Source organism: Luteimonas sp. MC1828 (assembly GCF_016461615.1).
Taxonomy (GTDB): Bacteria; Pseudomonadota; Gammaproteobacteria; order Xanthomonadales; family Xanthomonadaceae; genus Luteimonas.
In genome coordinates this window covers 2,086,139-2,109,802 of the sequence record NZ_JAEMNY010000001.1, presented here as the reverse complement: position 1 = coordinate 2,109,802, position 23,664 = coordinate 2,086,139, and the positions used below count along the sequence as shown (strand labels likewise).

At 57.9% G+C, this 23,664-nt stretch carries 33 protein-coding genes and 1 pseudogene; 33 read left to right on the top strand and 1 reads right to left on the bottom strand.

Annotated features, from left to right (window positions below; all coding sequences use genetic code 11):
• Nucleotides 1–49 precede the first annotated feature (49 nt).
• The 30 genes and pseudogenes from JHB91_RS09755 (at nt 50) to JHB91_RS09610 (ending at nt 21,757) form a co-directional block, all read left to right on the top strand.
• Nucleotides 50–475: a hypothetical protein gene (locus tag JHB91_RS09755; protein ID WP_199472586.1), complete on the top strand. Its 426-nt coding sequence runs from the start codon at nt 50–52 to the stop codon at nt 473–475.
• A 119-nt stretch (nt 476–594) separates the two neighbouring features.
• Complete coding sequence (locus tag JHB91_RS09750; protein ID WP_199472585.1) at nt 595–939, top strand: phosphotyrosine protein phosphatase; 345 nt, start codon at nt 595–597, stop codon at nt 937–939.
• 238 nt (nt 940–1,177) lie between these two features.
• A complete protein-coding gene (locus JHB91_RS09745; RefSeq protein WP_199472584.1) occupies nt 1,178–1,495 on the top strand; it encodes a hypothetical protein in 318 nt (105 codons plus the stop codon).
• A gap of 64 nt (nt 1,496–1,559) precedes the next feature.
• Nucleotides 1,560–2,198, top strand: coding sequence for a hypothetical protein (locus tag JHB91_RS09740; protein ID WP_199472583.1), 639 nt, complete (start codon nt 1,560–1,562; stop codon nt 2,196–2,198).
• Between the two features lie 470 nt (nt 2,199–2,668).
• Complete coding sequence (locus JHB91_RS09735; RefSeq protein ID WP_199472582.1) at nt 2,669–3,325, top strand: hypothetical protein; 657 nt, start codon at nt 2,669–2,671, stop codon at nt 3,323–3,325.
• Between the two features lie 561 nt (nt 3,326–3,886).
• Nucleotides 3,887–4,219 (top strand): hypothetical protein, encoded by a 333-nt coding sequence (locus JHB91_RS09730; protein WP_199472581.1) that lies wholly within the window; start codon nt 3,887–3,889, stop codon nt 4,217–4,219.
• 559 nt (nt 4,220–4,778) lie between these two features.
• Nucleotides 4,779–5,306, top strand: a complete 528-nt coding sequence (locus JHB91_RS09725) for a hypothetical protein (RefSeq protein WP_199472580.1) — start codon at nt 4,779–4,781, stop codon at nt 5,304–5,306.
• Nucleotides 5,307–5,861: 555 nt separating this feature from the next.
• On the top strand, nt 5,862–6,263 hold the full coding sequence (locus JHB91_RS09720) for a hypothetical protein (protein WP_199472579.1): 402 nt from the start codon (nt 5,862–5,864) through the stop codon (nt 6,261–6,263).
• A gap of 58 nt (nt 6,264–6,321) precedes the next feature.
• The gene (locus JHB91_RS09715; protein ID WP_199472578.1) at nt 6,322–6,816 is read left to right on the top strand and encodes a hypothetical protein; all 495 of its coding nucleotides are present in this window, start codon (nt 6,322–6,324) and stop codon (nt 6,814–6,816) included.
• A gap of 18 nt (nt 6,817–6,834) precedes the next feature.
• Nucleotides 6,835–7,194 carry a hypothetical protein gene (locus tag JHB91_RS09710; RefSeq protein ID WP_199472577.1) on the top strand — a complete coding sequence of 120 codons (360 nt, stop codon included), beginning with the start codon at nt 6,835–6,837 and terminating at the stop codon, nt 7,192–7,194.
• Between the two features lie 428 nt (nt 7,195–7,622).
• Complete coding sequence (locus tag JHB91_RS09705) at nt 7,623–7,976, top strand: DUF3147 family protein (RefSeq protein ID WP_199472576.1); 354 nt, start codon at nt 7,623–7,625, stop codon at nt 7,974–7,976.
• A gap of 897 nt (nt 7,977–8,873) precedes the next feature.
• A complete protein-coding gene (locus JHB91_RS09700) occupies nt 8,874–9,230 on the top strand; it encodes a hypothetical protein (RefSeq protein ID WP_199472575.1) in 357 nt (118 codons plus the stop codon).
• A gap of 57 nt (nt 9,231–9,287) precedes the next feature.
• Nucleotides 9,288–10,025: a hypothetical protein gene (locus tag JHB91_RS09695; protein ID WP_233398548.1), complete on the top strand. Its 738-nt coding sequence runs from the start codon at nt 9,288–9,290 to the stop codon at nt 10,023–10,025.
• Nucleotides 10,026–10,155: 130 nt separating this feature from the next.
• Entirely contained in the window at nt 10,156–10,563 is a 408-nt protein-coding gene (locus tag JHB91_RS09690; RefSeq protein WP_199375778.1) for a hypothetical protein, read from the top strand.
• Nucleotides 10,564–10,619: 56 nt separating this feature from the next.
• The gene (locus tag JHB91_RS09685) at nt 10,620–11,033 is read left to right on the top strand and encodes a DUF952 domain-containing protein (protein ID WP_199472573.1); all 414 of its coding nucleotides are present in this window, start codon (nt 10,620–10,622) and stop codon (nt 11,031–11,033) included.
• A 943-nt stretch (nt 11,034–11,976) separates the two neighbouring features.
• Entirely contained in the window at nt 11,977–12,270 is a 294-nt protein-coding gene (locus tag JHB91_RS09680) for an immunity 53 family protein (RefSeq protein ID WP_233398547.1), read from the top strand.
• A 65-nt stretch (nt 12,271–12,335) separates the two neighbouring features.
• The gene (locus tag JHB91_RS09675; protein WP_199472571.1) at nt 12,336–12,848 is read left to right on the top strand and encodes a hypothetical protein; all 513 of its coding nucleotides are present in this window, start codon (nt 12,336–12,338) and stop codon (nt 12,846–12,848) included.
• 27 nt (nt 12,849–12,875) lie between these two features.
• Nucleotides 12,876–13,256 (top strand): hypothetical protein, encoded by a 381-nt coding sequence (locus JHB91_RS09670; RefSeq protein WP_199472570.1) that lies wholly within the window; start codon nt 12,876–12,878, stop codon nt 13,254–13,256.
• Nucleotides 13,257–13,350: 94 nt separating this feature from the next.
• Nucleotides 13,351–13,707, top strand: a complete 357-nt coding sequence (locus JHB91_RS09665) for a hypothetical protein (RefSeq protein WP_199472569.1) — start codon at nt 13,351–13,353, stop codon at nt 13,705–13,707.
• A 927-nt stretch (nt 13,708–14,634) separates the two neighbouring features.
• Entirely contained in the window at nt 14,635–15,006 is a 372-nt protein-coding gene (locus JHB91_RS09660; RefSeq protein ID WP_199472568.1) for a hypothetical protein, read from the top strand.
• Nucleotides 15,007–15,094: 88 nt separating this feature from the next.
• Nucleotides 15,095–15,502, top strand: a complete 408-nt coding sequence (locus JHB91_RS14125) for an SHOCT domain-containing protein (RefSeq protein ID WP_199472567.1) — start codon at nt 15,095–15,097, stop codon at nt 15,500–15,502.
• 124 nt (nt 15,503–15,626) lie between these two features.
• Nucleotides 15,627–16,088 carry a DUF4259 domain-containing protein gene (locus JHB91_RS09650; protein WP_199472566.1) on the top strand — a complete coding sequence of 154 codons (462 nt, stop codon included), beginning with the start codon at nt 15,627–15,629 and terminating at the stop codon, nt 16,086–16,088.
• 539 nt (nt 16,089–16,627) lie between these two features.
• Complete coding sequence (locus JHB91_RS09645) at nt 16,628–17,245, top strand: hypothetical protein (RefSeq protein WP_199472565.1); 618 nt, start codon at nt 16,628–16,630, stop codon at nt 17,243–17,245.
• Between the two features lie 57 nt (nt 17,246–17,302).
• Nucleotides 17,303–17,818: a hypothetical protein gene (locus JHB91_RS09640; RefSeq protein ID WP_199472564.1), complete on the top strand. Its 516-nt coding sequence runs from the start codon at nt 17,303–17,305 to the stop codon at nt 17,816–17,818.
• Nucleotides 17,819–17,946: 128 nt separating this feature from the next.
• Nucleotides 17,947–18,666 (top strand): CPBP family intramembrane glutamic endopeptidase, encoded by a 720-nt coding sequence (locus JHB91_RS09635; RefSeq protein WP_199472563.1) that lies wholly within the window; start codon nt 17,947–17,949, stop codon nt 18,664–18,666.
• A 694-nt stretch (nt 18,667–19,360) separates the two neighbouring features.
• Nucleotides 19,361–19,702, top strand: a complete 342-nt coding sequence (locus tag JHB91_RS09630; protein WP_233398546.1) for a transcription initiation protein — start codon at nt 19,361–19,363, stop codon at nt 19,700–19,702.
• A gap of 309 nt (nt 19,703–20,011) precedes the next feature.
• Nucleotides 20,012–20,146 (top strand): annotated as a pseudogene (locus JHB91_RS09625) (excalibur calcium-binding domain-containing protein); the annotation flags it as partial.
• Nucleotides 20,112–20,672: a DUF1810 domain-containing protein gene (locus JHB91_RS09620; RefSeq protein WP_233398545.1), complete on the top strand. Its 561-nt coding sequence runs from the start codon at nt 20,112–20,114 to the stop codon at nt 20,670–20,672. The pseudogene JHB91_RS09625 and the gene JHB91_RS09620, both read left to right, overlap by 35 nt.
• Before the next feature lie 290 nt (nt 20,673–20,962).
• Complete coding sequence (locus tag JHB91_RS09615; protein ID WP_199472562.1) at nt 20,963–21,253, top strand: helix-hairpin-helix domain-containing protein; 291 nt, start codon at nt 20,963–20,965, stop codon at nt 21,251–21,253.
• Nucleotides 21,254–21,346: 93 nt separating this feature from the next.
• Entirely contained in the window at nt 21,347–21,757 is a 411-nt protein-coding gene (locus JHB91_RS09610; RefSeq protein ID WP_199472561.1) for a low affinity iron permease family protein, read from the top strand.
• A gap of 83 nt (nt 21,758–21,840) precedes the next feature.
• Here the strand turns inward: JHB91_RS09610 and JHB91_RS09605 are convergent, their stop codons facing one another.
• A complete protein-coding gene (locus tag JHB91_RS09605) occupies nt 21,841–22,110 on the bottom strand; it encodes a hypothetical protein (protein WP_199472560.1) in 270 nt (89 codons plus the stop codon).
• 144 nt (nt 22,111–22,254) lie between these two features.
• Between JHB91_RS09605 and JHB91_RS09600 the strand changes: the two genes are divergently transcribed.
• The 3 genes from JHB91_RS09600 to JHB91_RS09590 are packed head-to-tail and all read left to right on the top strand — an operon-like array spanning nt 22,255 to nt 23,588.
• Nucleotides 22,255–22,635, top strand: a complete 381-nt coding sequence (locus JHB91_RS09600) for a VOC family protein (protein ID WP_199472559.1) — start codon at nt 22,255–22,257, stop codon at nt 22,633–22,635.
• Complete coding sequence (locus JHB91_RS09595; RefSeq protein ID WP_199472558.1) at nt 22,632–23,204, top strand: hypothetical protein; 573 nt, start codon at nt 22,632–22,634, stop codon at nt 23,202–23,204. The genes JHB91_RS09600 and JHB91_RS09595 overlap by 4 nt, the downstream gene beginning before the upstream one ends.
• A 6-nt stretch (nt 23,205–23,210) precedes the next feature.
• Nucleotides 23,211–23,588 (top strand): nuclear transport factor 2 family protein, encoded by a 378-nt coding sequence (locus tag JHB91_RS09590; RefSeq protein ID WP_199472557.1) that lies wholly within the window; start codon nt 23,211–23,213, stop codon nt 23,586–23,588.
• Nucleotides 23,589–23,664: the final 76 nt, after the last annotated feature.

Sequence of the window (23,664 nt, the reverse complement as noted above, 5' to 3'; positions counted from 1 at the left end):
AAGCCGACGCCGCTTCGCGGCGCGGCTTAATTCAGGCGTTAGGCTGCCTATGCAAGATCAGTCGCAATCTAACGACGCGGTAGCAGCTGCGTACGAGCATCTTGCTTCTATCGGCGGCGACCCTCTAAAGCTCACTGAGCCATTCCGCACAATTGTTCTCGCCGACACAGCGCTCGGCCTGGTTGGAAACGGCGGATTCGAGTACTTCTTTGAGTCTGACTTTCCGGCGCACCCGGATTACTCGGTCTTCGCCTCAGCGTTCCAAAACCTTGGCCTTACCTACCTTGCCGACGGCCTAAGGCGACTTGTTGGTCTCTTCCCATTTCAAGCTCCCCATCAGGAGCTAGATCTCCGGCTAGCCTTCTTGGCCTCACCGAGTCCCGACTTCTCGGCTGCCGCCAGCGAGCTCAACGAGCAAGTGTGGCAAGATTCCACCATTGAAGAGCGGCTGCAGGCCTATGGGGCGGCAGCCTAACAAGTCGTTCAAGCCGAAGCCGCTTCGTTACGCAAACCACATGGCAGGAAAAGCTTGCCATGTGCTTCGCTTCACTGCGCGTCTCGGCTTAACTCTGGTGTTAGGCCGCAGGTGATGCTTTGACGCACAACGTGCTCTTTGTCTGTGGCAAGAACCGTCTTCGCAGTCCTACCGCAGAGCAGGTGTTCGCGGACTGGCCGGGCGTCGAGACGGCTTCGGCCGGGACGGGGAACGACGCGGACTGTCAGGTCTCGGCTGAGCTCATCGCCTGGGCAGATACGGTGCTCGTCATGGAGTCAGCGCACCGGGCCAAGATCGCGGCCAAGTTCCAGCTGCAACTACGCGGCAAGCGCGTAGTGGTCCTCGGCATTCCGGACCAATACGAGTACATGGCACCGGAGCTTGTCCGGCTGCTCCAGCAAAAGGTTCCGCGCTACTTGCCGGCTCGCAGGGGCGCAGCTTAGTCTGCTGCCTAACAATTCGTTCAAGCCGACGCCGCTTCGTTACGCAAACCACATGGCAGTTAAAGCTTGCCATGTGCTTCGCTTCACTGCGCGGCGCGGCTTAACTCAGGCGTTAGCCGTCAGGGAGAGTTCTATGCGACTTGTGAGTGCCATTCTTGCAACGCTTCTAGTGGTCCCGTCGGTTCAGAGCGCAGAACTTGCCTCGCCCGCTGCTGCGGTCGAGCTTACCGAGCGAGTGATGAGCAAGGTCGCTGGTGGCGATCTGCGCGGCGGCATGGAGTTGGCGAGGCCATATACCATCGTGCCTACTGCTGAGTTCGACGCGATGATCGGCCAGGCGGAGCTTCAAGTGCCCATGATGACGACGCGATTTGGTAAGAGCCTTGGCAGTGAGCTTATCCGCAGCGATTCGGTTGGTGAGTCGCTTGTGCAGGTAGTCCAGATTCACAGATTCGAGAAGCACGCAACGGTTTGGCGATTCGTCTTCTATCGCGGTGGCAACGGGTGGGTCCTCAATAGCTTCAAGTACGCGGATGACATCTTGATCGCGTTCTGACGGCTAACAGTTCATTCAAGCCGACACCGCTTCGCGGCGCGGCTTAATTCAGGCGTTAGAACTCATGGAAGCTGCGGACTCATTCTTTGAAGGATCAAAGCTAGCGGTTGCCGGGCTTTTTGACCTGCTTAAGCGCGATCGCGCAGCCAAAACGCGAACGATCGTCGGACTGTTCTCTGACTCTAGACCATGTGCCCAGAAAATCGCAGAACTCAAGGGGCGCGAGCTGTCCCGAGAGTTCATCGCGGGCGCAATCTTCCAGATGGCCTACGTGTCGATAGAGCGTTACGCGAAGTCACACGGCAAAAGCGCGGGCGCCGAACACTTTGAGTCGGAGATACGTCGCCTGAGAGCTGAGGCTCCGGGCGGGACCCGTCTTAAGAAGGATCTGGTCCTTCCCGATACGTTTTGCGTGGGGAGGGATGTCGGCCACTTACCGCTGGGCGTTGTCATATATGCTGCGCGCAACCAGTTCTGCCACTTTGGTGATGACCGACTCACCCCACTTAACGAACTTGTGTTCAACCATCTCGCCATGGTGTTTCCGGACGTTCCTACCGGAATTACATTCGACGTTCGGGAGAACAAACGTCCCATCAGCTACTCGGTCATGGCCGCCCTCGGATGGCTCGGGCCGGAGCCTGGCGGATTTTATGAGGCGTATGCGCGAGACATGCGTGAAATGTGTGGGGTTGAGTTCTAACAAATCATTCAAGCCGATGCCGCTTCGCGGCACGGCTTAATTCTGGCGTTGGCCGCTCAGAGCTTCAGTGTGTAGGCCGCGGTGACCTTTCCGCTGGCAGCTTCGTCTGAGCACCAAAGCGCTCGAGCGAGACAATGCGGATGCGTGTGAGAGCTTCGCCGGGACATCTCGCTCGCGGTGTCGGTTTCTAGCCAGGCATCTTCGGCTTCGTGCGCTGCGCTCTCACCAGCTACGCTGCGCTCCGCCCAAGCAATCGCATCGGCTAGTTCACGGTGTGGGTTCGTGGCCGCGAGGCCGGCCTTTCCCGGCTTCGGCCAGGGCGACGCCACGCGGCGGGCGTAGGCGTGGCACCGGCTTCGCGTCGGCGCGGGCTGGTCGCAGGCACCTCGGCTTCGGCTAGAGTTGGCGTCCAACAATTCATTCAAGCCGACGCCGCTTCGCGGCGCGGCTTAATTCAGGTGTTAGCCCTCATGACTGATTATCGCGCGATTCTGAAGAAAGTCGGATTTGCCTTGGTCGCGTTCGGCCTGGTCGACATCGCGTTCATGATGTACAGCGTGTTGAACGGCCAGAGCTACTCCTCCAGCTTCAACATATTCGCTGTGATCGCAGGCGTTCTGTTGATTCGGGGAAGCCTCGGAACAGTGAGAGTCGTTACTTGGCTTTCCGCCTTCATGCTTACTGGATTCATTGGTGCAATCGTCTTGATTGTCCCGTTCTTGCAACCGATCGGATTGCTTGTAGCGCAGACCAAGATCAATCCGGTGCCGTCCATCTTGTTGTGGCTAATGGCGGCCGTTGTTCTCGCGTTGCTTGGCTGGTCTTACCGGCAGCTGCGTTCAGCCCCCGTACTGGACGCGCTCAAGGCGAGTGGCCGCAGCACAGCTATGCCCAAGGTCGCAATCGGCGCGGGTATCACGCTTGTCGGCTTTCTGGCCGTTATGCTCAACATGACTCTCAACGGTGCTGCGGGAGCTAAGGCTATTGAGCTGGCGCGTCAACAACTCGGCCCAAGCTACAACTACGCCACTCAGTCAATCCAATGGGGTGGCGGTTACGGCCGTGCTGTAGTGGCCGCGTACAACGACAACGAGATCAAGTACATCCCCGTGGAGTGGAGCGAATGAGGGCTAACAGTTCATTCAAGCCGACACCGCTTCGCGGCGCGGCTTAATTCAGGTGTTAGCCGTCTAGGGGGAAGGTAACGTGGCATCAGAAATTTCTTTCGTGCAGACCCAACTTTGGATAGTAATCGGCCTATTAGTCTCCTTTGTGGCTAGCAACATCCTGTGCCAGATCTTCAACCGAAGAGCCGCGAGAGAAGAGAAAACCAAGCCGAAATTTGGCGAGATGTTCGACAAGGATGAGCTTGACGAGCTACTTCCAGCCGCAGACGCCTATCTCCAAACATACCCAAACGACCACAGCGCACTCTACTTCTCCGCCCAGACGCTCATGTCCCGTGGGTCATACGACGAGGCACACCGGCGCTTCAAGCGAATCGTGGAGCTGGATCCGACCATGAGATCGTCGATACAGCCATACCTGGATGAAACAGCACCGGCCGGAGACGGCTAACAATGCGTTCAAGCCGAAACCGCTTCGTTCCGCAAAGCACATGGCAGGTACAGCTTGCCATGTGCTTCGCTCCACTACGCGTTTCGGCTTAACTTATGCGTTAGGCGTCTATGAAGATTCGTCCGCTGAGCCGGAAAGATCAGAAGCAGCTACTCGCGTCTGTTCTCTGCCAATTGGATGGAGAGCTGCCGAACAGTTGGTGGGCGCGGCTAAAGCGCGAGATCTACATGCTGATCTTTGGCGTTCTTGCTGCCGTCATACTCATCATCGTTGCCGCTGAGCCGAGCTGGACACTGGTTTTCCTGGCGGGCGGGGCCTTAGCGGTTGGCTTCGCGCTCGGCATCTTCGCTTGGCGGACAACAGCAGCTGCGCAGTGGCCCGTCGTGGCCAAGTGCATCGACCGGGCTGCAGTTGAGGCTCAGCTTCGTGCCCTAGACGCCTAACAATGCGTTCAAGCCGAAGCCGCTTCGTTACGCAAAGCACATGGCAGGGAAAGCTTGCCATGTGCTTTGCTCCACTACGCGTCTCGGCTTAACTTAGGCGTTAGGCGCCTTGTTGTGGCGTAAAGGGGGAGTTGCAGATGGCAATGGTCGCCTGTAAGGAATGCGGAACTGTAATCAGCACGACGGCTAGGGCCTGCCCAAAGTGCGGGGGAGTGGTCCCTCGGCCAAGGATATGGCCATGGGTCATTGGTGTACCTGTTGCAATGCTCATTGCGCTTCTCCTGTTTGGCATGAGCATCCCGGAGTACGAGAGCAGGGCCAGGGAGGTTCGACGGGTCTGCGAGAAGCTGGCTGGGCCAGGTCAGCGGTATGTTTGCGATGCGCAATATGCCGAGGCAATACGTAAGGGGCGCGCGGAGTCCGGTAAATAGATCATCGAAAGGCGCCTAACAATGCGTTCAAGCCGAAGCCGCTTCGTTCCGCAAACCACATGGCAGGTAAAGCTTGCCATGTGCTTCGCTCCACTGCGCGTCTCGGCTTAACTTAGGTGTTATAAGCCATGAGAGACATTGCAGCAGCTTGTAGCCTATTTATTTCGCTCTCACTCAGTGGTTGCGAGTCAATTGACGCGATTGGCCAGGTCGTTTCTGGGGCCACTGCGTGTCACGTGACACGATCTAAGAATGTCTTTCCCGCCCAAGGTGAGCAACGTCGTTTATCTATCTCGTTTGATCTTTTCCAAGGCAACAAGAAAACTTCCTATCAAGACACTCTTACCTGCAGGTATGAAAACAGCATCTGCGGTGATGGCAAGTGGATCCCAATCTGGAGGGAGAGTAAGGAGATCGGAGGCGAATGGCAGCTCAGTAAAGATACCCTGCTCACTCACCATTACTACTCGTACTGCGCGGACGCAATTGAGTATCTTGACGGGTGTCAATCTGGCGCTTGCGTATCAACTAATATCGCCTTTAAGCAGTTTGTTGTTGAGGTAAACGACGACCCTAAACTTCTGCGCGAAACTGAAGTAACAGCATATGGCGCAGAGATAAAAAACTACACCGTCAAGTATGCGGATGGCTTATAACAATTCATTCAAGCCGACGCCGCTTCGCGGCGCGGCTTAATTCAGGTGTTAGGCAGCGGGGGCAGAATGTCGCGATCCAGAACTACGATTACCGCACTTGCTCTGCTTCTTGTGACCTCGAATGCGCTATGGGCATACGCGCTGGTATTGGGGGACCCGCCCCAGGTCAAGCCCGAGTATCGATGCGACAATGAGGAGCTGCGTGCTGAACTCAACTACGAGGTGGTCAACCGCCTGACGGCAGCGATCACCGTGTCCGCAATGCCCGGAGCGTCGAAAGCGGACGTGGTTGCGGCTGCGAACGATCCAAGCCGTATTTGGACCGGTTGCATTGATAGTAGCTACGTAGTCGTAGCTCGTCGCGTTGGTCTTCGATTCGACGAGAATGGCAAGCTGGTCGGTGCGACAACTGGCGTATGCATTCCATAGTCGGCCGCTGCCTAACAATGCGTTCAAGCCGAAACCGCTTCGTTCCGCAAACCACATGGCAGGTACAGCCTGCCATGTGCTTCGCTCCACTGCGCGTTTCGGCTTAACTTAGGTGTTAGCACCCAAATGACAGACGCTCGCTACCTGAAGCTTCTTTGGATTTACGTCGCACTGACAGTCGCGGCAATCGTGTCTATGTTCTTTCCGGACTATTCGGAAGGCCTGCTAGCCGCATATGACAGCGAGCCATCGCGTTGGATCCTTGGCGACTCGTGGCTTGCAAACTGCATCATGGGCGGGTTCTTACTCGCGTGGCTGGCTGGCCTCGCAGGCTTGTTCTTCTTCAAGACATGGGCGCGATCACTGTCCTTGTGCTCAACTCTCGCCAGCTTCCTCATCTCTTCTTATATGGGAGCATCGCTATATGGTGCTTTGGAGAATGCGCTGTTTGAAGCTTCGTCAATCATCTGGGGGGCGATTCTTGCGCTGTCTTACTTCTCACCCGTCAGCGACCGGTTTGGGCGCTAACAGTTCATTCAAGCCGACGCCGCTTCGCGGCGCGGCTTAATTCAGGCGTTAGCGCCCTATGGCAATTGATCAGCAAGCTCGAACATTGTTAGCTCAGTCCACGCGCTGGCTGGTAGGTGCGCGCATCACCAATTATCAGTTTGATGATGCAATTCCAAAGTCAGACGATCCTGCAATCCGTGAGATCTACGGCCAGTTCTTGTGGCTGCTCTACTGCGATCTCCGCGAGCACCGCTTGACTGGCTCTGACAGTCTGGCGCCTGCTCAGAGAGATGTCGCAACTCGCTGCGTTCTATTTCTCAAGTCCGGCTTGTCCTATCCATGGCCAACCCTCTCTCGTCCAATGTCAGCTCTGCTCACTCTTGGCAACCTACTTACGCTCGGCTTGGCCGGACGCATCTACTTCCATCGCCTTTCAGCGGCAGGCGACATGACTTTTTGGCCGTTCTTGTCAGCGTCGCAGTACTCTGCTGCCTTGGATTCGCCCGTTTATTTGTCCGGGGTGGGCGCTAACAATTCATTCAAGCCGACGCCGCTTCGCGGCGCGGCTTAATTCAGGTGTTAGGCGCGCATGGTGGTCATCCGACAACACGGAACCAACAGCGAGCTCTTCGACATCTCGAGATTTCTCGTGGACGTCGACCGGTTCGTGCAACCAGATTCGTGGCACATCACCATCGATGACTGCATGGGCGATCGCGCTCTTGAGATTGAGCAGCTCACGGCTGCAGGCCTGTCAATGTCGGATGGAGAGTTCCGGGAACTGTATAGCGGCATCTACCAGACAATTGACGGGCGCTTCATTGGCCACGCTGGAGGTGCACGCGTGTTTGAGCTGCTGGCGGTCGACTCGTCGTTCTGGAAGGTGACTGGCTCACCAACCTTTGAGTCGCATATGCTCGCAACTTACGGGGCGTGCCAGCGCGCCTAACAATTCATTCAAGCCGACGCCGCTTCGCGGCGCGGCTTAATTCAGGCGTTAGGCGCCGCACTATGATCATCGCAAGAGTGACGTTGGTTGCTGGCTCTCGTCATGAAAGGTACGCGCCAGGCACGTCATTGCCTGCGCTTCTCTTCGTGAACGTCCCTACCTCCGATGACTTGGATGAGGTTGCCTCCCGCGAGCTCGCCCAGCTTGGCTGGGCCACAATGGCCATTGAGCGGTACAAGGACGTCACAGACCATAGTCAGTTTGATGGCAAGGACACCCCGGAAGCTTCGGCGTTTCGGGACGCGCTGCAGAAAGGCGTTGGCGTCGTTGTTTACCCGTAGGTGGGCGGCGCCTAACAATTCATTCAAGCCGACGCCGCTTCGCGGCGCAGCTTAATTCAGGCGTTAGGCCCGCTTGGAGAACACGCTATGGGCTGGCTGATCGCAAAGTACCTGCTTACTGCTGCGGTCGTCGTCCTTGTGTCGGAGGCAGCAAAGCGGAGTGACAAGCTCGGCGGGTTCATCGCTGCACTCCCGCTGGTGACATTCCTTGCGCTCATCTGGCTCTACGTCGAGAAGCAGCCGCAAGCCAAGATCTCTAACCACGCCTGGTACACGTTCTGGTACGTGGTGCCAACACTGCCCATGTTCTTGGCGTTCCCGCTCCTTCTGCCTCGCCTCGGCTTCTGGCTTACCATGTTGGCCAGCGCTGGAATCACAGTAGTTTGCTTCGGGCTATTCGCATTGCTGGTCCGTCAGTTCGGCATCCAACTGCTGCCGTGAGCGGGCCTAACAATTCATTCAAGCCGACGCCGCTTCGCGGCGCGGCTTAATTCAGGCGTTGGCCGCTCAGAGCTTCGGCGTGTAGGCCTCGGTGACCTCTCCGCTGGTGGCTTCGTCTGAGCACCAGAGCGCTCGAGCGAGGCAATGCGGGTGCGTGTCAGAGCTTCGTCGGGACATCTCGCTCGCGGTGTGGGTGTCTAGCCAGGCATCTTCGGCTTCGTGGGCTGCGCGCTCACTAGCTACGCTGCGCTCCGCCCAAGCAGTCGCATCGGCCGGTTCACGGTGTGGGTTCGTGGCCGCGAGGCCGGCCTTTCCCGGCTTCGGCGAGGGGAACGCCACGCGGCGGGCCTGCTTGTGGCACCGGCTTCGGGTGACTCCGGGCTTGGTGGCAAGCGAGTCGGCTTCGGCTAGAGTTGGCGTCCAACAGTTCATTCAAGCCGACGCCGCTTCGCGTCGCGGCTTAATTCAGGCGTTGGCCGCTCAGAGCTTCAGCGTGTAGGCCTCGGTGACTTCTCGCTGGCGGCTTCGTCTGAGCATCAGAGCGCACGAGCGAGGCAATGCGGGTGCGTGTGAGCGCTTCGCTGGGACATCTCGCTCGCGATGCGGTTGTCTAGCCAGGCATCTTCGGCTCCGGCCAGTGCGATTTCACTAGCTGGGCTGCGCTCCGCCCAAGCAGCGGCATCGCAGAGTTCACGGTGTGGGTTCGTGGCCGCGAGGCCGCCCATTGCCGGCTTCGGCCAGGGCGACGCCACGCGGCGGGCGTAGGCGTGGCACCGGCTTCGCGTCGGCGCGGGCTGGTCGCAGGCACCTCGGCTTCGGCTAGAGTTGGCGTCCAACAATTCATTCAAGCCGACGCCGCTTCGCGTCGCGGCTTAATTCAGGCGTTAGGCCCGCACCATGCAGAGTCGTGAACCCAACAAGGCGCTGAGTATTGCCTCTGTGGCGGCACTTGTCGCTGCCGTTGCACTCTCGGTTCCGGTTGCTGAGCGGCTCATCGCTGCCATCTGGCAGTGGTACAAGTTCGCGGGCTATTCGGATGCCGGCTACATCACGCTCAGTCTTAGAACGGGTCTGCTCTTCTCCGGCTTGCTCGCGGCTACCCTTGGGTCTGCCCTGTGGTTCAATCGGCTTGCCAAGCGTCGCGCAGCACCTTTCGCCAAGAGCATGTCTTCTCTGGCCGTGTGGGTTGCGGCGGCGGTCTTGGCAACTTACTGGCTCTTGGGCATGAGTGGCCTTAATGCTTGGCGGGCCTAACAATTCATTCAAGCCGACGCCGCTTCGCGGCGCGGCTTAATTCAGGTGTTAGGCGTCATGGGCGAGGCTGTCGAAAATCGAAGGTGCTGGGCTTCCCATCGGGGTGATTGCGATCGGACGCTGAGTCGCGAGCACTTGATCTCTAAAGCGCTCTTCTCGGGCTCTACCGCTAGTGTTTCCGGCTTCAGTTGGTGCGAAAATCCACAGCGCATAGGTATCAACGCTCTCACTCGCAAGTTCCTATGCAGACGCCACAACAGCGCTCTCTCCCCGACTGATGAAGCTATCGCGGCGTTGAATATGACGGCAGCTAAGAGCGGCGCGGAAACCAAGATTTCTGGGTACGCACTAGAGAGCTGGTTCCTTAAAACCCTCATCAATCTCTCCTACGGCTGTGAAGAGAACATTGGTATAGGTATGTCTGACCGGGTCGCGGGAAGGCCACCCCCATATTTGGTGGAGGTGGCGCTTGGTCGCTTGCGCTTCTCTCACTGGATGGGTCTATACGTTCTCAGCACTAGAGAAACTTATCAGGCGCTGCAAGGGGAAATTCTCTTCGCGCCATTCACGAAAAATGCCGATATAGGTGGCGCGCTCTTTGAGGTTGCCGGCATCAACTTCTTTCTGTCGCTACTGCCTGGTCATTGCCCTACCACTATTGGAGAGATCGCCAGTAGTACGTGGCCCCGTCATATTGCGAGCGCGCCATTGGTGCATCGTCCGACCTTCGTAGAAGTTCGTCAGTGGCAAAATGAGCAATCTCGCATCGCGTTGGATTGGGCGCATGCCGCCTAACAATGCGTTCAAGCCGAAGCCGCTTCGTTACGCAAACCACATGGCAGGTAGAGCTTGCCATGTGCTTCGCTCCACTGCGCGTCTCGGCTTAACTTAGGTGTTAGGTGTTCAACAAGCATCAGGGGGATACATGAACGAAAAGCAGAGAAAGAACGCCTTCTTCGGCAAGATCGAAGATCGCGAAGCAGCAGTTGATCTCGCAAAAGGGTGTGGCACGGCCTTCCTGGTCGTAGCGGCCTTGCATGCAGCACTGTCTTACTTCATAGGCTATTCGGTCCTCGTTGACGCCGTTCTTTATGCCATTTGCGGCTATTTCATTCGTGCTAAACACAGCCGGGCCGCAGCGATCGTTGCTCTACTTCTTGCTGCTATTGGTCTTGTCGTTACCTTCCTCAACAAGGCTGGGCAGGATCTCGGTGGGGGCAACAACGTCTTCCTCGCTCTCATCCTTGCTTGGGCCGGTGTTCGCGCGGTTGAGGCGACATTCAAGCTGCGGGGTAAGTTCTCCATTGCATCGGTTGCACCGGAGAACACCTAACAATTCATTCAAGCCGATGCCGCTTCGCGGCACGGCTTAATTCAGGCGTTAGGCGTGTGGACACCGTGGCCATGGAAAACCTTTTTCGCATTGTCTCTGCTGCCGAACTGACAACTGCAGCCAGATCAGGCTTGGTTCCTCGGTGCCCCTCCGACGAACGAAGCAACTGCGTGCACCTAAACCGCAAAGAGGACGTGGAGACCGTGGCGAACCTGTACTTCACGCCAGAAGAGGCACCCGTGGCCCTGGAGATCCGAAGCGCCGACATTGCAGAGGATCTGACCTTCCTACCAGCCACGGAAGGCAAGCCGTTCCAGCAAGCCAACCTCGCACGTCAATACGTGTCGTTCTCCTCGGTTGTCGCAGTGCATCCGCTGCATGTAGTGCAACTCAACGGCGCGCCAGTACTCAAGTTCGGGGCGGCGCCTAACAATTCATTCAAGCCGAAGCCGCTTCGCGGCTCGGCTTAATTCTGGCGTTAGGCCGCAGGTGACACTATGCAGTTGCTCATAGACGCCGTTCTTCCGAGCATCGGCGTGGCTCTAGTTGTCTTCTTTTGGGGCATCTATCGCGGCACGCTAGGCTCTCTGATTGCTGTAGTCGTTGCCTCCACACTCGTCGCGTGCAACATTCTTTACGTTACATGGTTGTTCCGCGACGGCATGGGGCCGGACGCGGTGACCTCGTACGGACTCGAAGCACTCGCGCGCATCGGTCCGGTACTTCTGATCGTTGGAGCGGCGTGGCTTATGGCAAACGTCCTGGCGTACATGAGATTCCGTGAGAGGCGGTCGTATGCGGCCTAACAATGCGTTCAAGCCGAACCCGCTTCGTTACGCGGCCCAGGCGGCAGGTAAAGCTTGCCACCTGGGCCACTTCACTGCGCGGGTCGGCTTAACTTAAGTGTTAGCCCTCATGAAGCGATCGAAGATGCCATTCGGAGAAAAGCTAGCGATCACGCTTTCTGCTATTGCGTTGCTTGTTTCCATCTGGTCCGCTGTGGAGAGCCGGAACGCTTCAGCTGAAGCGCGCTGGGCTGCATTCCGGGGCGATGCGCTTGCCACACTTGAGGCGCATCGACGCACGTACAGCCAAGTCACCTGTCTTTTTTACGCGACAGACACCTGTCAAGGACTTGGTGAGTTCCGAGGCTTCAAAGCCAATCTAGACACCCTCGTAAGCTCCCTCCACGAGCTGCGAGAAGCTGAAGACGCGACGCTCGCTGAGTTCGAGGCACGCTTAGACGCAAGCCGCTCGTCGTTCCGTAAGCTCAGTGACGCAGTTTCGGAGTTCAAGACCCATCTCACACCCAATGAACTCGATAGAGCAAACTCAGTCTGTGGCACTGAGGGCTAACATTTCATTCAAGCCGACGCCGCTTCGCGGCGCGGCTTAATTCAGGCGTTAGGCCTCATGGATCAGCTAAGTCGCTTGCGTGATTGGTACGCCGCTCAGTGTGACGGTGACTGGGAGCATTCGTACGGCATCAAGCTGGAAACTCTCGACAACCCCGGCTGGCTCATCTACATCGACTTGGCTGACACGGAGCTACAGGACAAGCCGTTCACTCCAGTTCATCGCGGCGACTCAGATGCTGATGCTAATTGGCTTCACTGCAAGGTGAAATCTGGCAAGTTCGAGGCGGCGGGCGGTGTACCAAACCTGCCAGACATGCTTGAGGCATTCTTGTCGTGGGCCGGCTACTGAGGCCTAACAATTCATTCAAGCCGACGCCGCTTCGCGGCGCGGCTTAATTCAGGCGTTAGGCGGCCATGAGAGATCTACTGCTTCCCGCGCTCTGTCTCGTCTTGCTTTGCGCCGTTGGGTGTACCTCCCAAGACAGCGCGGGATCGGAGCCAACTGACGAGCCTTCATATGACACAGCGTCTGGCGCGTCGGCCTTTGATCTGACTGCGGCAGAGCAGAAGTTGGCTCGGGCGGCCGCTTTGGCAGGTGACCCGGCCGCGGCCAAAAGACTTGCGCATTACTACTCATTCATTGAGCTCGACAGCGCGCAATCCGTTCACTGGCTTCGTATCGCTGTACGTGATGGAGATCCGGTTACTGCGCAAAACCTCGCCTACGATCTGCACACGCTGGGTGGCCTCGAGAACTGCACCGAATCTTTAGAGATTCTCAAGAAAATTAGAGATAGCTACTCTGATCCCGTGTTCATCGAAGACGCAATTCGAGACCTGCAGTCAGATTTTCAGAAATGCGTACAGCATGGTCGCTGGCCGCCTAACAATTCATTCAAGCCGACACCGCTTCGCGGCGCGGCTTAATTCCGGTGTTAGCCCCCAGGAGTTGCAATGCGCCAAATCACGCTTGCACTGTCACTAGCCCTTCTAAGTGCTTGTACGTCGGCTCCGCAGTATCAGGTGACAACTTTGCCCAATGGCAAGGAGCTGAAGGTCATTGCCATTACCAGAATGCACTCCACTAACGGCATCAACAAGTGGCTAATCCTCAACTATCAGACAGATCTGCCGATCGCGGATGTGGAGGCTTTAGGTAGGGAAGCTGATGAAATCTGGCCGTACTTCAGGAACGGTGTGGAGCAAGCTGGTATGAGCGTGGCACTGATCAAGGCGAGCAGCAAACCCATCGGCAGAATCATCAAGGAGTCAAGGGCGCACTCTTTCGCGTACAAGAAAGCGCCTGATGGCATATGGGCCCGTGTTGGGGGCTAACAATTCATTCAAGCCGACGCCGCTTCGCGTCGCGGTTTAATTCAGGTGTTAGCGCGCTTTCGGAGGTTCTATGTGCAGTCGGACCGCAATAGTGATGGCAATCGCTGCGATCATCCTCCTCACCGCTTGTGGATCAGGATCTGGTGGCTACGACGACCCCGACTACGCCTACGAGCCAGATGAAGAGCTTTGTATTGTCGAGACTGATCGGATCTCAGAGCTTGAGGAGCAGTTAGAAGAGGCTCGGGCCCAACTTGCTGTACTTGAAGATCGAAAGAATCAACTTCAGTCTGCTGCTGAGGACCTACAGGCAGACGTAGAGCGATTGTCTTTTGAGAACTGGCGAGACGTTGTGCCAGACATTGATGCATCAGCCGACTATGTTGAGGACGAGGCTAGCCAAATGGAGAGCGATCTCAGTGAGGCAGAAAGCATTTTGGGCGAGCGCTAACAATTCATTCAAGCCGACACCGCTTCGCGGCGCGGCTTAATTCTGGCGTTAGGCCTCAAGAGACACATCATCGTGACTGAAGCTGAAGAACGAAAGCTGCTGCGGCAGATCCTTGAGGCCCTTGACGAGGCCACGGTGAAAAGGTGGTCGTGGCAGGCTTTTTCCGTAAACGCTGTCTCGTTCGCTACCCTAGCCGTCATTGCATTGTGGCTATTTCAGAATCCGCATCTCCTAGATACCCCGCGCGTGACGTCGCTCTTAGGGCCGTCTTTGCTGGAGCCCTGATCGGTGCGCTAAGTACATGGAAGTTGCTTTGCAAAAATGGCGCTGCTGTCCGCAAGTACATTGATGCTGAAAGGGTTCGGGCTCGGTTGGCTGAGCTTGAGCCCTAACAATTCATTCAAGCCGACACCGCTTCGCGGCGCGGCTTAATTCTGGTGTTAGGCCTCATGGAAAGTGCGCCGCAGTACCTACATCTGACACCCGACGCCGCTCCGCCGGCGTTGGCAAGGCTGCCCACTCGCGTAGTGGTCGTCCTAGACCAATCCGTCGGGCCGGAGTGGCAACATTTGGTTAGCCGCTGGCTCATAGATGCAGGCTGTTTGTACATGCTTGCCTGGGGCCCAAGCTGCAGCTCGTGGGATGACTCTGTTGATGTGGCTAACCTCGAAGCGTTCGGCTACGCAGACATCCCTGAAGAATCCGATGCAATGACCACATGGCACGCTGACGAACCCTTGGAGGAGTGCATGTGGTTCGCTAAGAACTGCGCTATGCACTCAGTGGTGCATCTTGAGCGCACCATCATCCTGCATATTGGGCCGGCCGCTCGAGAGCACGAGCTGGTCAGAGCGTATGCTGAGGCCTAACAATTCATTCAAGCCGACGTCGCTTCACGGCGCGGCTTAATTCAGGCGTTAGGCGGCTATGGCAGGACTTCTCTACACCGCAGCAGCTCTCGCCGTAGCACTCGGCGTGGCTCACTCGCTACTCGGCGAGCGATACATCCTGACGCGCCTGTTTCGTCGCAATGACTTGCCCAAGCTCTTCGGCAGCTGGGAGTTCACGACGCAAACTTTGCGCTTTGCCTGGCACATCACTACGGTCGCATGGTTCGGCTTTGCTGCACTGCTGGTGCACGCCGGTCGCGGAAACCTCACCGTACCGGGCATGCTTCAAATCGTCGGGCTGAGCTTCGTTGCGGCGGGATTCCTGCCACTGCTCTGCACGAGGGGCAAGCACTTGTCCTGGCTGGTACTGTTCGTCATCGGCGGTATTGCGCTCTGGTGCGCCGCCTAACAATTCATTCAAGCCGACGCCGCTTCGCGGCGCGGCTTAATTCCGGTGTTAGGCCTTTGATCAACTATCGGATTCTTAGGGGGTAAGAGTGAAGAAAGTTATCTGCGCGGGTCTAATAGTCTTCGCGTTTGCCGCTGAAGCAAAGGAACCTGTCTCGATTGGCGACGGGAAATACATGCTCAGGGGTAGAGCTATGACGCTCTTCACTACAAGCGCGAAGATCGTCGAGAATCTGATGGAGGACGCTGAAGAGTTCTGCCAGTCGGAGTTCGGGAAGGAGGCTGTCCTGACGTCCTCCCGTGGGGAGGAGGCCAAGATGGGCTTTGGTGGGAATCCTACTGGATCAATTGAGTTTCGCTGCGGCCCGAGTGTGACGTCGCAAAGCACCGTATCGGACAGCCTTGACGAGCTCCTCAAGCTGAAGACCTTGTTGGACTCAGGCGCGATCACGCAGGAGGAGTACGACGAGCTCAAAAGAGAGATTCTTGAGCAATGAGCTGGGCAGGCCTAACAATGCGTTCAAGCCGACACCGCATCGGGTCGCGAATCACATGGCAGGTAAAGCGTGCCATGTGCTTCACGCCCCGCTGCGGCGCGGCTTAACTTAGGCGTTAGAGCCCATGAGATACATCGCCGTATTCGTTGCGCTGTTATTGAGCCTCACGACCGCATATCCAGTTGCCGCTGGCACTTGGGGGTACGGCCAGTTTGATAGCGACCATGCGCTCGACTTTGCAGCGGACTGGGCGGAAGCAGGCACGGTCGAGAGCATTCGCGAGGCACTCACGTTCGCCGCTGGTCAGGCCCATCTGGGAGCGCCAGACGCTGAGAAGGCGCTGGTAGCGGCGGAGGTCGTTGCCGCTTCATTGGGGAAGCCCAACGACAAGCTTCCAGCTGAACTAGCAACTTGGATCTCCCGGCAGCCCCCTCAAGAGCTGCGATCTCTGGTTCCTCTCGCGCTGTCGGCCGTTGATCGTGTGCGTAATCCGTCAGGTTCGGAGCTGTACGAACTGTGGGACGATCAAGGCGCAGAGCAATGGCTCACGCATGTAAATGAGCTCGTCATCCGGCTCAAGAGCTGACGATGTGCGGCATGGGATCTAACAATTCATTCAAGCCGAACCCGCTTCGCGGGTCGGCTTAATTCAGGCGTTAGGTGCCATGGCAAGAGTCATCGCTCTCATAGCCATTCTCTCTGCTAGCGGGTCCGCGTGGGCCTCAAACCCGACGCCGTATACATCTGAAAGTGCAGAGCTCTGTGTTGCCTCGCCGCCTTCGACAAAGCCAGGCGATTCCGGCTTCACGCTCTTCATCGGCAATTGGAAGCCCGTAGCGCTTCCCGCTTCGGAGAAAATCGGCTTCAGAATGTCTCGCTCGGACAAATATCCCGTGTCAATCAAGCATGGCGGTCACATGGTTCATGCATTCGTCTTGAGCTTTGCCGACTATCCAACAGGTAACGTATGCCTGCGCTACTCTCCGACAAGTTTGCGGTGGTCTTTGGAGCCGCAGCCGGGCGGCGCAAGGGCCTGCACATGTGAGGCTAGCGGCAATGGCACCTAACAATTCGTTCAAGCCGACGCCGCTTCGCGGCGCGGCTTAATTCAGGCGTTAGGGCGCTATGAAAGATTCGCTTAATCTGCCGTCAATCCCAGAGCTGCGTCGCGTTGCGCAATCGCTCGCCATGCTTGATGCGATCCTTAGTCCGGAGTGGGATTACCGCTACTACAGCTTCAATAGCGCGTGGGGGCCGGGAGAGGAAATGGCATCAATGCGTAACGGATCTGGCGATGATTGGTTCTTGCTCCTAGATCATGCTGGCGCAGCCATTAAGGGCTTCGCTCATGAACTTGCAGATACCTCCCTCCTCTCACGGAACATCCAGACCCAAGTTTCAGCGGATTTTTCGTCCTTTCTCAATGAGCCGGCGTTCTCAATGCAGCACGCCACCTTCTGCTACTGGCGCAAAACGGGTGACAACTCCTGGAGCAAGGTTGACGGCGGCCCTGACGACGACGGAGCCGATGAAATGCTTGCACTTCTCGGCTCTGGGCCATCCGGCTACAAAGAGTGGGCTGAGGACTACTATGAGGTACCGGTAGCGCTTGGCGCAGTGACTGCGCTGTTGGCTCATCAGCCTCTCAGTGACTCATTAATCCTGGCCCTCAACCCGGACGCTGACATTGACTTTGCCTATGGGCAAGCACAAGAGATTGGGTATCCTCATGGCGCGCCCTAACAATTCATTCAAGCCGATGCCGCTTCGCGGCACGGCTTAATTCAGGCGTTAGCGGGCATGGACAGATTCCTAGCAGTTGCGGTTCTCCTTCTCGCTACGCTCGCAAACGCCGCACAAGGTGCGGAGCTAGACCTTGGCAGCCTGCGAATCGACTGGCCGAGCGGCTACAAGGAGGTTGGTCGCGAAAGCCCCATTCGGTTGGTTGGCCCGGATGGTGTCAACGTTCTAATTACAGTCTGGAACGCCAAGCCAGAAGCAGGAGCTGATGCTCCGAGCGACACGTCAGCGGTCTTCTCAAGCATCGCCGAGTCGCGTCTTCCCGAGCTGGCCGCTACCGATGGGAAGGTTGTTGTGCCGCTCCAACGGCAAATCCTGCCAGATGGCTCAATTCTCTACTCCACCGCCACGCAGACAGGCGCACACCGCAAAGCCAAGTTCTACTTGCAGTACATGCTGGTCGCTCCATCTTCTTCGGCCGCACTCTTCACCGTGGAGGGGCGCGGGGACGCAGCTGCTCAGCACCTGCACTTTCTGGAGCGGTTCTATTCGGTAGAGTGGGCAGATGCCCGCTAACAATGCGTTTAAGCCGACACCGCATCGGGGCGCAAACCACATGGCAGATACAGCTTGCCATGTGCTTCACGCCTCGCTGCGGCGCGGCTTAACTTAGGTGTTAGGCGTCAACCGGAGATACGTCAAAGATGGGAGCAGTAATTTTTGCGCTGAGCTTTGCTGCAACTGCCTTTCTGGTCTTTCTTGCGTTCAAGCACTTCGACAAGCGCTTGACCTTTGCCTTTGGGTTGTTGTTCGCAGCCTACCTAGGACTCGATGATCTAGTCACCGGGTTGCCGTCCGGCTCGTCTGCATTTAGCTTTATCGGCGGAGAGTGGAATTGGTCTGGAAAGATCTACAGCCTGTTGTTGTCCGTCGTGGTCGTGCTCGGGCTGGGGATTAAGCCCGAGGCACTTGGCCTTACCTTGTCGCAAAAGAACCTCAGAGCATCTCTAATCGCTCTGTTTCTTTTCATTCTCTGGGGTCTCTCACTCGGACTGCTCTTCAAACCCTCAGTCCCGTCGGTAGAGACGTTTGCGTTCCAAGCGTCGATGCCCGGACTTGTGGAAGAGTTGGTGTATCGCGGCATCGCTCCAGCCCTCTTGCTCGGCCTCATCCGTGGAAAAGATCCGTTGCAAGGCATACCTTGGGCCGTGGTATTCATCACCGCTGTTGCCTTTGGCATCTGGCACGGGCTGAGCTATTCGGACGCTGCGTTCTCATTTGACCCAATGTCTGCCTTGTTCCCGTTCATCGGCAGCATTGCCGGCGGTTGGTTGCGGTTCAATAGTGGCAGCTTGCTCTTTCCAATCTTGGCGCACAGCTTTGCAAATGTCGCATTCCATCTCACTGCACTGATTGGCGCCTAACAATTCGTTCAAGCCGAACCTGCTTCGCTACACCAACAACATGGCAGGTAAAGCTTGCCATGTTGTCGGCTACGCTACGCAGGTCGGCTTAATTCAGGCGTTAGGCGGCCATGACTCCGATCATCGCGCTCATAGTCCTTCAAGTCGCTTCAACGGACGCACCTTCGCTCCTGGCAGAGGGGGTCGCGCCCTGCGCCAATGACTTTTCACGAAGGTGTCAGACATTAGTTCTCACCAATCCATACCAAGAAGACGTGTTTGTTCCAGTGGTTTCACGGCATTCCAATGAGGTTATAGAGCGATACTTTTCATTCGAGTGCCGAGCTACTGACGACGATGAATGGAAAGAAAGGGCGGGGACAATTGATACGTATCTGGACCCCTCTATCTACTTCGGTGTTCGATCAGGGGGCCGGCGAGAATTTGTTGTTGATGTGCCTGTTCTTGGTTCAATTTCCTGTGCTCAATATCGATTTGTTGTGCGCGACCGTGAAGGGCACTTGCACTACAGCGCCGCCATCCGAAGGACTGCACCGTGATAATCACAACCATCTGGCCGCCTAACAATTAGTTCAAGCCGAGGCCGCTTCGCGGGCCCGGCATCAACCGTGCTCACCCGGGCGGGCTGGCTTAACTCAGGCGTTAGGCTGCACGCGCGCATCACGGCGACCATCAGCCCAGCGGAATCAGCACTATGTCCAAGTACCTGATCTCCTTTCCAAGCGCCGCGATGGTCGTGCCTGCCGACGAGTGGGAAGCGGTAGTTCGGGACTCGCATGCCGTAATTGAAGAGGCGAAAGCCGCAGGTGTTTATGTCTTTGGCGGCGGCATCGACGAGAGCGTTTCACCAATGCTCGTGTCGACCTCAGGCGCCGTTGCTGAGGGTGGCTATCCTTGGGCGCCGGCGCTCAACGGCGGCTTCACCGTGCTGGAACTGCCCTCGCGAGACGAGGCTGTCGTGTGGGCCGCGCGCATCGCTAAGGCTTGTCGCTGTGACCAGGAATTGCGAGTCTTCGGGTACGACCCGCAGTCCTGAGAGCGGCGCAGGAATGGTGCAGGTGCGGCCTAACTATTTATTCAAGCCGACGCCGCTTCGCGGCGCGGCTCAATTCAGGCGTTAGACCTTGCGCTGAGGTTTCCAGTGAAAGTGATAGATTTGCTTTGGATCGTTGCCGTCGGCGGCGTAGCATTGTTCGCGTACGACAAGTACACGACCAAGGCGGCGGAGCCTGCGCCTCAGGAAGTAGTGGCCACAAAGGCTGCCGTGCAGACGTCGCTTGCGGAAGACCGCTCCTGGATCAAGCCGCGCGAGGACCAACTCCGCGCGCCAGGAGTTGGCGCCAAGAAGTGCGACGGTCGGACGAGCTGCGGCCAAATGACCTCGTGCGCGGAGGCCAAGTACTTTATCGCACATTGTCCCAACACCAAGATGGACGGGGATCGAGATGGCATCCCGTGTGAGGAGCAGTGGTGCGGCTAACGGGCGCAAGGTCTTACAGTTCATTCAAATTGACGCCGCTTCGCGGCGCGACTTGATTAAGGTGTTATTCCTCACTGGAGTTCTCGTGGAGTCCGATGAGTTCCGCCTTGATCGCTTCAGCGCCGCCCAAGAGCATTTCTACGCTACGGCGCTGCAGGAGCTGCAATCGGGCAGGAAGCGGTCGCATTGGATCTGGTTTGTCTTTCCCCAGCTTAGGGGGCTGGGGAAAAGCCGAAACTCTGAACTCTATGGCTTGGCCGGCTTGGCCGAGGCTCGCGCCTACCTTGCAGAGCCAATCTTGGGTCAGCGGCTCCGAGAAGCAACGCGGGCCATGGTGGATCATCAGTCGCTGGGGGCGGACGGAGTCCTTGGTGACCTCGATGCGCTGAAGTTTCAGTCGTGTCTTACCCTGTTCTCGCTCGCTGATCCATCCGAGCAAGTCTTTGCTATGGCGCTTGAATGCTTCTTCGCTGGGGAGCGTGATCTGCGGACACTTGAGCTGCTAGAGGCGCGGGGTGAAGCCTAGCAATTAGCCGCCTATGACAGATCTGCTCAAGGCTGTCGCAGAGGCGGTCGGAGGCTGCGGGGATAGTTGGCTCGATGGACTTGCCGGAATAGTTGGCGTTGACACAATCTCGGCCACTGCCGTGGCAATCGGTGCACTGCTGCTGCTGCGAGCGTCGCCCGAAGCCGCTGCGCGGGCCGACCTGAAGACCGTCAGTCCGCTTGATGTGCCAACTCGCGGAGTATGATCGCGAGCCGTGCGTTGCCGCCGACACCACTTCGCACGACGGCTCAACCCAGGCGCCAGTTGCCATGCATCCATCCAAGGTCGTGAGAGAAAAGGTGCAGCGTTTCACCGACCTGCCGAACATCGGGCCGGCCGCCGCGAAGGATTTCGAGGTGCTTGGCTTTGACGCGCCGAGCCAACTGGTCGGCGCGGACCCACTCGAGTTGTATCAGTCCCTGTGCATCGCAACAGGAGCGCGGCAGGATCCGTGCGTCCTGGACGTCTTCATGTCCGTCACGTCTTTTCTGGGTGGCGAGCCACCTCAACCATGGTGGCACTTCACGGAGAGGCGGAAACGACGGTATGGGCAGCTCTAGGCGATCTGCTGCCGGCCGACAGTTCATCAAACCGACGCTGCTTTGCGGCACTGACCACTTCAGGCCCCAGGCGCTCAGAAGGAGAATCGCAACATGCAAGATGCATCTTGGTATTCTCGTTTCGCCAAGGCATCCGCGCGTTTCTGCGGACGGCCCCGCGTCTTCACCGTTGCTGTCGGCCTCATCGTTCTGTGGCTCGTGACTGGCCCGCTGTTCGGGTTCAGTGACACCTGGCAATTGGTGATCAATACCAGCACCACGATCATCACGTTCTTGATGGTCTTCCTCATCCAGAACACACAGAACCGTGACACTGAAGCTGTCCAGATAAAGCTGGATGAGCTGATTCGTGCAACGCAGGGTGCGCACAATGCGCTTCTTGACCTGGAGGACATCGAAGACAAGAAGCTGGATGCGTTCCGGTCCAGGTACCGTGCTCTTGCAGCAGCGGCCCGGGCTGATCTGGACCATGGCAATGAAGACACAGGCACGCCAGATCCGTGAGCCGGCCGTACGTTCCCAACAATCCATTCAAGCCGGCGCCGCGGAGCGGCGCCGGCTTGCTTCGGCTTCACGCCGCAGTAAGGCTACAGTTCCCCGGCGCAGATGCTGTCATTGCCGCTGCAGTCGCCAAGCTTCTGCAGTTGGGCTTGGGCCTTGTCCTTGGCGGCAGCGCGCTCGGCTTCGGTCGTACACACCCGCGTAGGAAACTTGCTTCCGAGCTCGGTCTTCGTCTCGCAAACGACTCCGTTGCTGTCACCTGGTGCTGCAGTGGGCTTGTCGGCTGAAGCGGCTTTCTCGCCAGCGACAGCGGACGAGGCGGCCAGGAGCATGATAAGAAACAGTCGGGTTTTCATCGGCAATCCTTTCCGGATGGAGTGTCGAGAATACGCTTTCCGGTCCGGCATTCAAGTTGCCGGCAGCACCGTTGTTGTGCGCGCCTGACAGCTGATCCAGGCCAGACCCGCTTGTTGATTTGGTCGTCCTGCAAGGTGGAGATGATGAGCGCAGAACCGATGGTTTCCGGTATCCGTCAGATCGCCGTGACCGTGAGCGATGTCGATGTCGCGCTTGGTTTCTACCGCGACATACTCGGCCTCGCCTTCCTGTTCCGTGCCGGCCCGGATCTGGCTTTCGTGGACGCCGGTGGCGTTCGCGTCATGCTGTCCACGCCACAGGGCGCGGGCGCCGTTGGAGCCAATTCCACGCTCTATTTCAAGGTGCCGGATGTGGATGCCGCGCATGCCAGGTTTGTCGCCTGCGGCGCCACCGATGAGCGGGCTCCCCAGTTTGCCGCGAAGATGCCCGACCATGACCTATGGATCGGGTTTATCCGCGATCCCGATGGCAATCTGGTCGGGCTGCTCGAGGAGCGGCAGTGACGAGCCTGATCCCGCCTGCCACCAAGGAACAACCAATGTCGAAGTCGACCATCACCCGGCTCCTCCCGTACGGTCCTGTGGTGGCGTTACTCATCGTTGCCGTCCACCTTGGCTGGGAGCACACGCACGGTGGCGTACGCAGCCACCACCTGTTGGCGCGCGCTGATCTGCCATCCGTGTCGAACTGGTGGGGCCTGCTGGTCCTTCCCGTCCTCGGCTGGCTCGCATCGCGTAGCGCCAGCCGTAGGGCGGCGCTGGACAGCCGCGCGGCCGCCAGGTCGATGGCGGCATTTGCGGGTGCGCTGCTGGTCGGTGTAGCGCTCTCCGCGTCGTTCATCACGGGGCATGCGTCGGCTGCCTCCGGCATCTTCCTTGCCGCATTGGCCGCAGGGCTTGTCCTGCCCACGTACCGGGCCGAGTACATCTTCGGCTTCGTCTCGGGAATGTCCTTCGTGCTTGGCTCGGTACTGCCGACGATTGCCGCATCGATCGGTGCCGCGATATCCGTCGTTGCCCACTTCCTGGTTCGCCCGGGACTGGCCCGGCTGCTTCGTACAGCACGGGCCTGACTGCCGATGAGCACCCCGAACAACGCGGAGATCGCCAGCGAGTTCCTGGCCATGGCGGCGTCGGGCAGGGTCCGCGAGGCGTACGCGCGGCATGTCGCGGCCGGGTTCACGCACCACAACGCGTACTTCCCCGGCGACCGCGAGTCGCTGCTCGTCGCAATGGAGGAGAGCTCCAGTTCCGAGCCGAACAAGGCATTCACCATCAAGCAGGTGCTTGCGTCCGGTGATCGCGTGGCAGTGCTTTCACACCTGCAGCGCGCCCAGGCGGAGCAGGAATATGCGGTCGTGCACATTCTCAGGTTCGAGGATTCGAAGATCGTCGAGATGTGGGATGTCGGGCAGGAGATCCCGAAGGACTCGCCGAATGCACTGGGCATGTTCTAGGCAGGCCGCTGGCTGTTGGTTATGCGTGCCGGGGAATGGCATGTGCCTGCCGCCTGCGGCTGCGTACACTCGCGGT

Bases quoted from the DNA above. Each gene is read 5' to 3' on its own strand.
- JHB91_RS09755 (WP_199472586.1), top strand. From the start codon at position 50: ATGCAAGATCAGTCGCAATCTAACGACGCGGTAGCAGCTGCGTACGAG.
- JHB91_RS09745 (WP_199472584.1), top strand. From the start codon at position 1,178: ATGAGCAAGGTCGCTGGTGGCGATCTGCGCGGCGGCATGGAGTTGGCG.
- JHB91_RS09740 (WP_199472583.1), top strand. From the start codon at position 1,560: ATGGAAGCTGCGGACTCATTCTTTGAAGGATCAAAGCTAGCGGTTGCC.
- JHB91_RS09735 (WP_199472582.1), top strand. From the start codon at position 2,669: ATGACTGATTATCGCGCGATTCTGAAGAAAGTCGGATTTGCCTTGGTC.
- JHB91_RS09730 (WP_199472581.1), top strand. From the start codon at position 3,887: ATGAAGATTCGTCCGCTGAGCCGGAAAGATCAGAAGCAGCTACTCGCG.
- JHB91_RS09725 (WP_199472580.1), top strand. From the start codon at position 4,779: ATGAGAGACATTGCAGCAGCTTGTAGCCTATTTATTTCGCTCTCACTC.
- JHB91_RS09720 (WP_199472579.1), top strand. From the start codon at position 5,862: ATGACAGACGCTCGCTACCTGAAGCTTCTTTGGATTTACGTCGCACTG.
- JHB91_RS09715 (WP_199472578.1), top strand. From the start codon at position 6,322: ATGGCAATTGATCAGCAAGCTCGAACATTGTTAGCTCAGTCCACGCGC.
- JHB91_RS09710 (WP_199472577.1), top strand. From the start codon at position 6,835: ATGGTGGTCATCCGACAACACGGAACCAACAGCGAGCTCTTCGACATC.
- JHB91_RS09705 (WP_199472576.1), top strand. From the start codon at position 7,623: ATGGGCTGGCTGATCGCAAAGTACCTGCTTACTGCTGCGGTCGTCGTC.
- JHB91_RS09700 (WP_199472575.1), top strand. From the start codon at position 8,874: ATGCAGAGTCGTGAACCCAACAAGGCGCTGAGTATTGCCTCTGTGGCG.
- JHB91_RS09695 (WP_233398548.1), top strand. From the start codon at position 9,288: ATGGGCGAGGCTGTCGAAAATCGAAGGTGCTGGGCTTCCCATCGGGGT.
- JHB91_RS09690 (WP_199375778.1), top strand. From the start codon at position 10,156: ATGAACGAAAAGCAGAGAAAGAACGCCTTCTTCGGCAAGATCGAAGAT.
- JHB91_RS09680 (WP_233398547.1), top strand. From the start codon at position 11,977: ATGGATCAGCTAAGTCGCTTGCGTGATTGGTACGCCGCTCAGTGTGAC.
- JHB91_RS09675 (WP_199472571.1), top strand. From the start codon at position 12,336: ATGAGAGATCTACTGCTTCCCGCGCTCTGTCTCGTCTTGCTTTGCGCC.
- JHB91_RS09670 (WP_199472570.1), top strand. From the start codon at position 12,876: ATGCGCCAAATCACGCTTGCACTGTCACTAGCCCTTCTAAGTGCTTGT.
- JHB91_RS09665 (WP_199472569.1), top strand. From the start codon at position 13,351: ATGGCAATCGCTGCGATCATCCTCCTCACCGCTTGTGGATCAGGATCT.
- JHB91_RS09660 (WP_199472568.1), top strand. From the start codon at position 14,635: ATGGCAGGACTTCTCTACACCGCAGCAGCTCTCGCCGTAGCACTCGGC.
- JHB91_RS09650 (WP_199472566.1), top strand. From the start codon at position 15,627: ATGAGATACATCGCCGTATTCGTTGCGCTGTTATTGAGCCTCACGACC.
- JHB91_RS09645 (WP_199472565.1), top strand. From the start codon at position 16,628: ATGAAAGATTCGCTTAATCTGCCGTCAATCCCAGAGCTGCGTCGCGTT.
- JHB91_RS09640 (WP_199472564.1), top strand. From the start codon at position 17,303: ATGGACAGATTCCTAGCAGTTGCGGTTCTCCTTCTCGCTACGCTCGCA.
- JHB91_RS09635 (WP_199472563.1), top strand. From the start codon at position 17,947: ATGGGAGCAGTAATTTTTGCGCTGAGCTTTGCTGCAACTGCCTTTCTG.
- JHB91_RS09630 (WP_233398546.1), top strand. From the start codon at position 19,361: ATGTCCAAGTACCTGATCTCCTTTCCAAGCGCCGCGATGGTCGTGCCT.
- JHB91_RS09620 (WP_233398545.1), top strand. From the start codon at position 20,112: ATGGCATCCCGTGTGAGGAGCAGTGGTGCGGCTAACGGGCGCAAGGTC.
- JHB91_RS09615 (WP_199472562.1), top strand. From the start codon at position 20,963: ATGCATCCATCCAAGGTCGTGAGAGAAAAGGTGCAGCGTTTCACCGAC.
- JHB91_RS09610 (WP_199472561.1), top strand. From the start codon at position 21,347: ATGCAAGATGCATCTTGGTATTCTCGTTTCGCCAAGGCATCCGCGCGT.
- JHB91_RS09605 (WP_199472560.1), bottom strand. From the start codon at position 22,110: ATGAAAACCCGACTGTTTCTTATCATGCTCCTGGCCGCCTCGTCCGCT.
- JHB91_RS09600 (WP_199472559.1), top strand. From the start codon at position 22,255: ATGAGCGCAGAACCGATGGTTTCCGGTATCCGTCAGATCGCCGTGACC.
- JHB91_RS09590 (WP_199472557.1), top strand. From the start codon at position 23,211: ATGAGCACCCCGAACAACGCGGAGATCGCCAGCGAGTTCCTGGCCATG.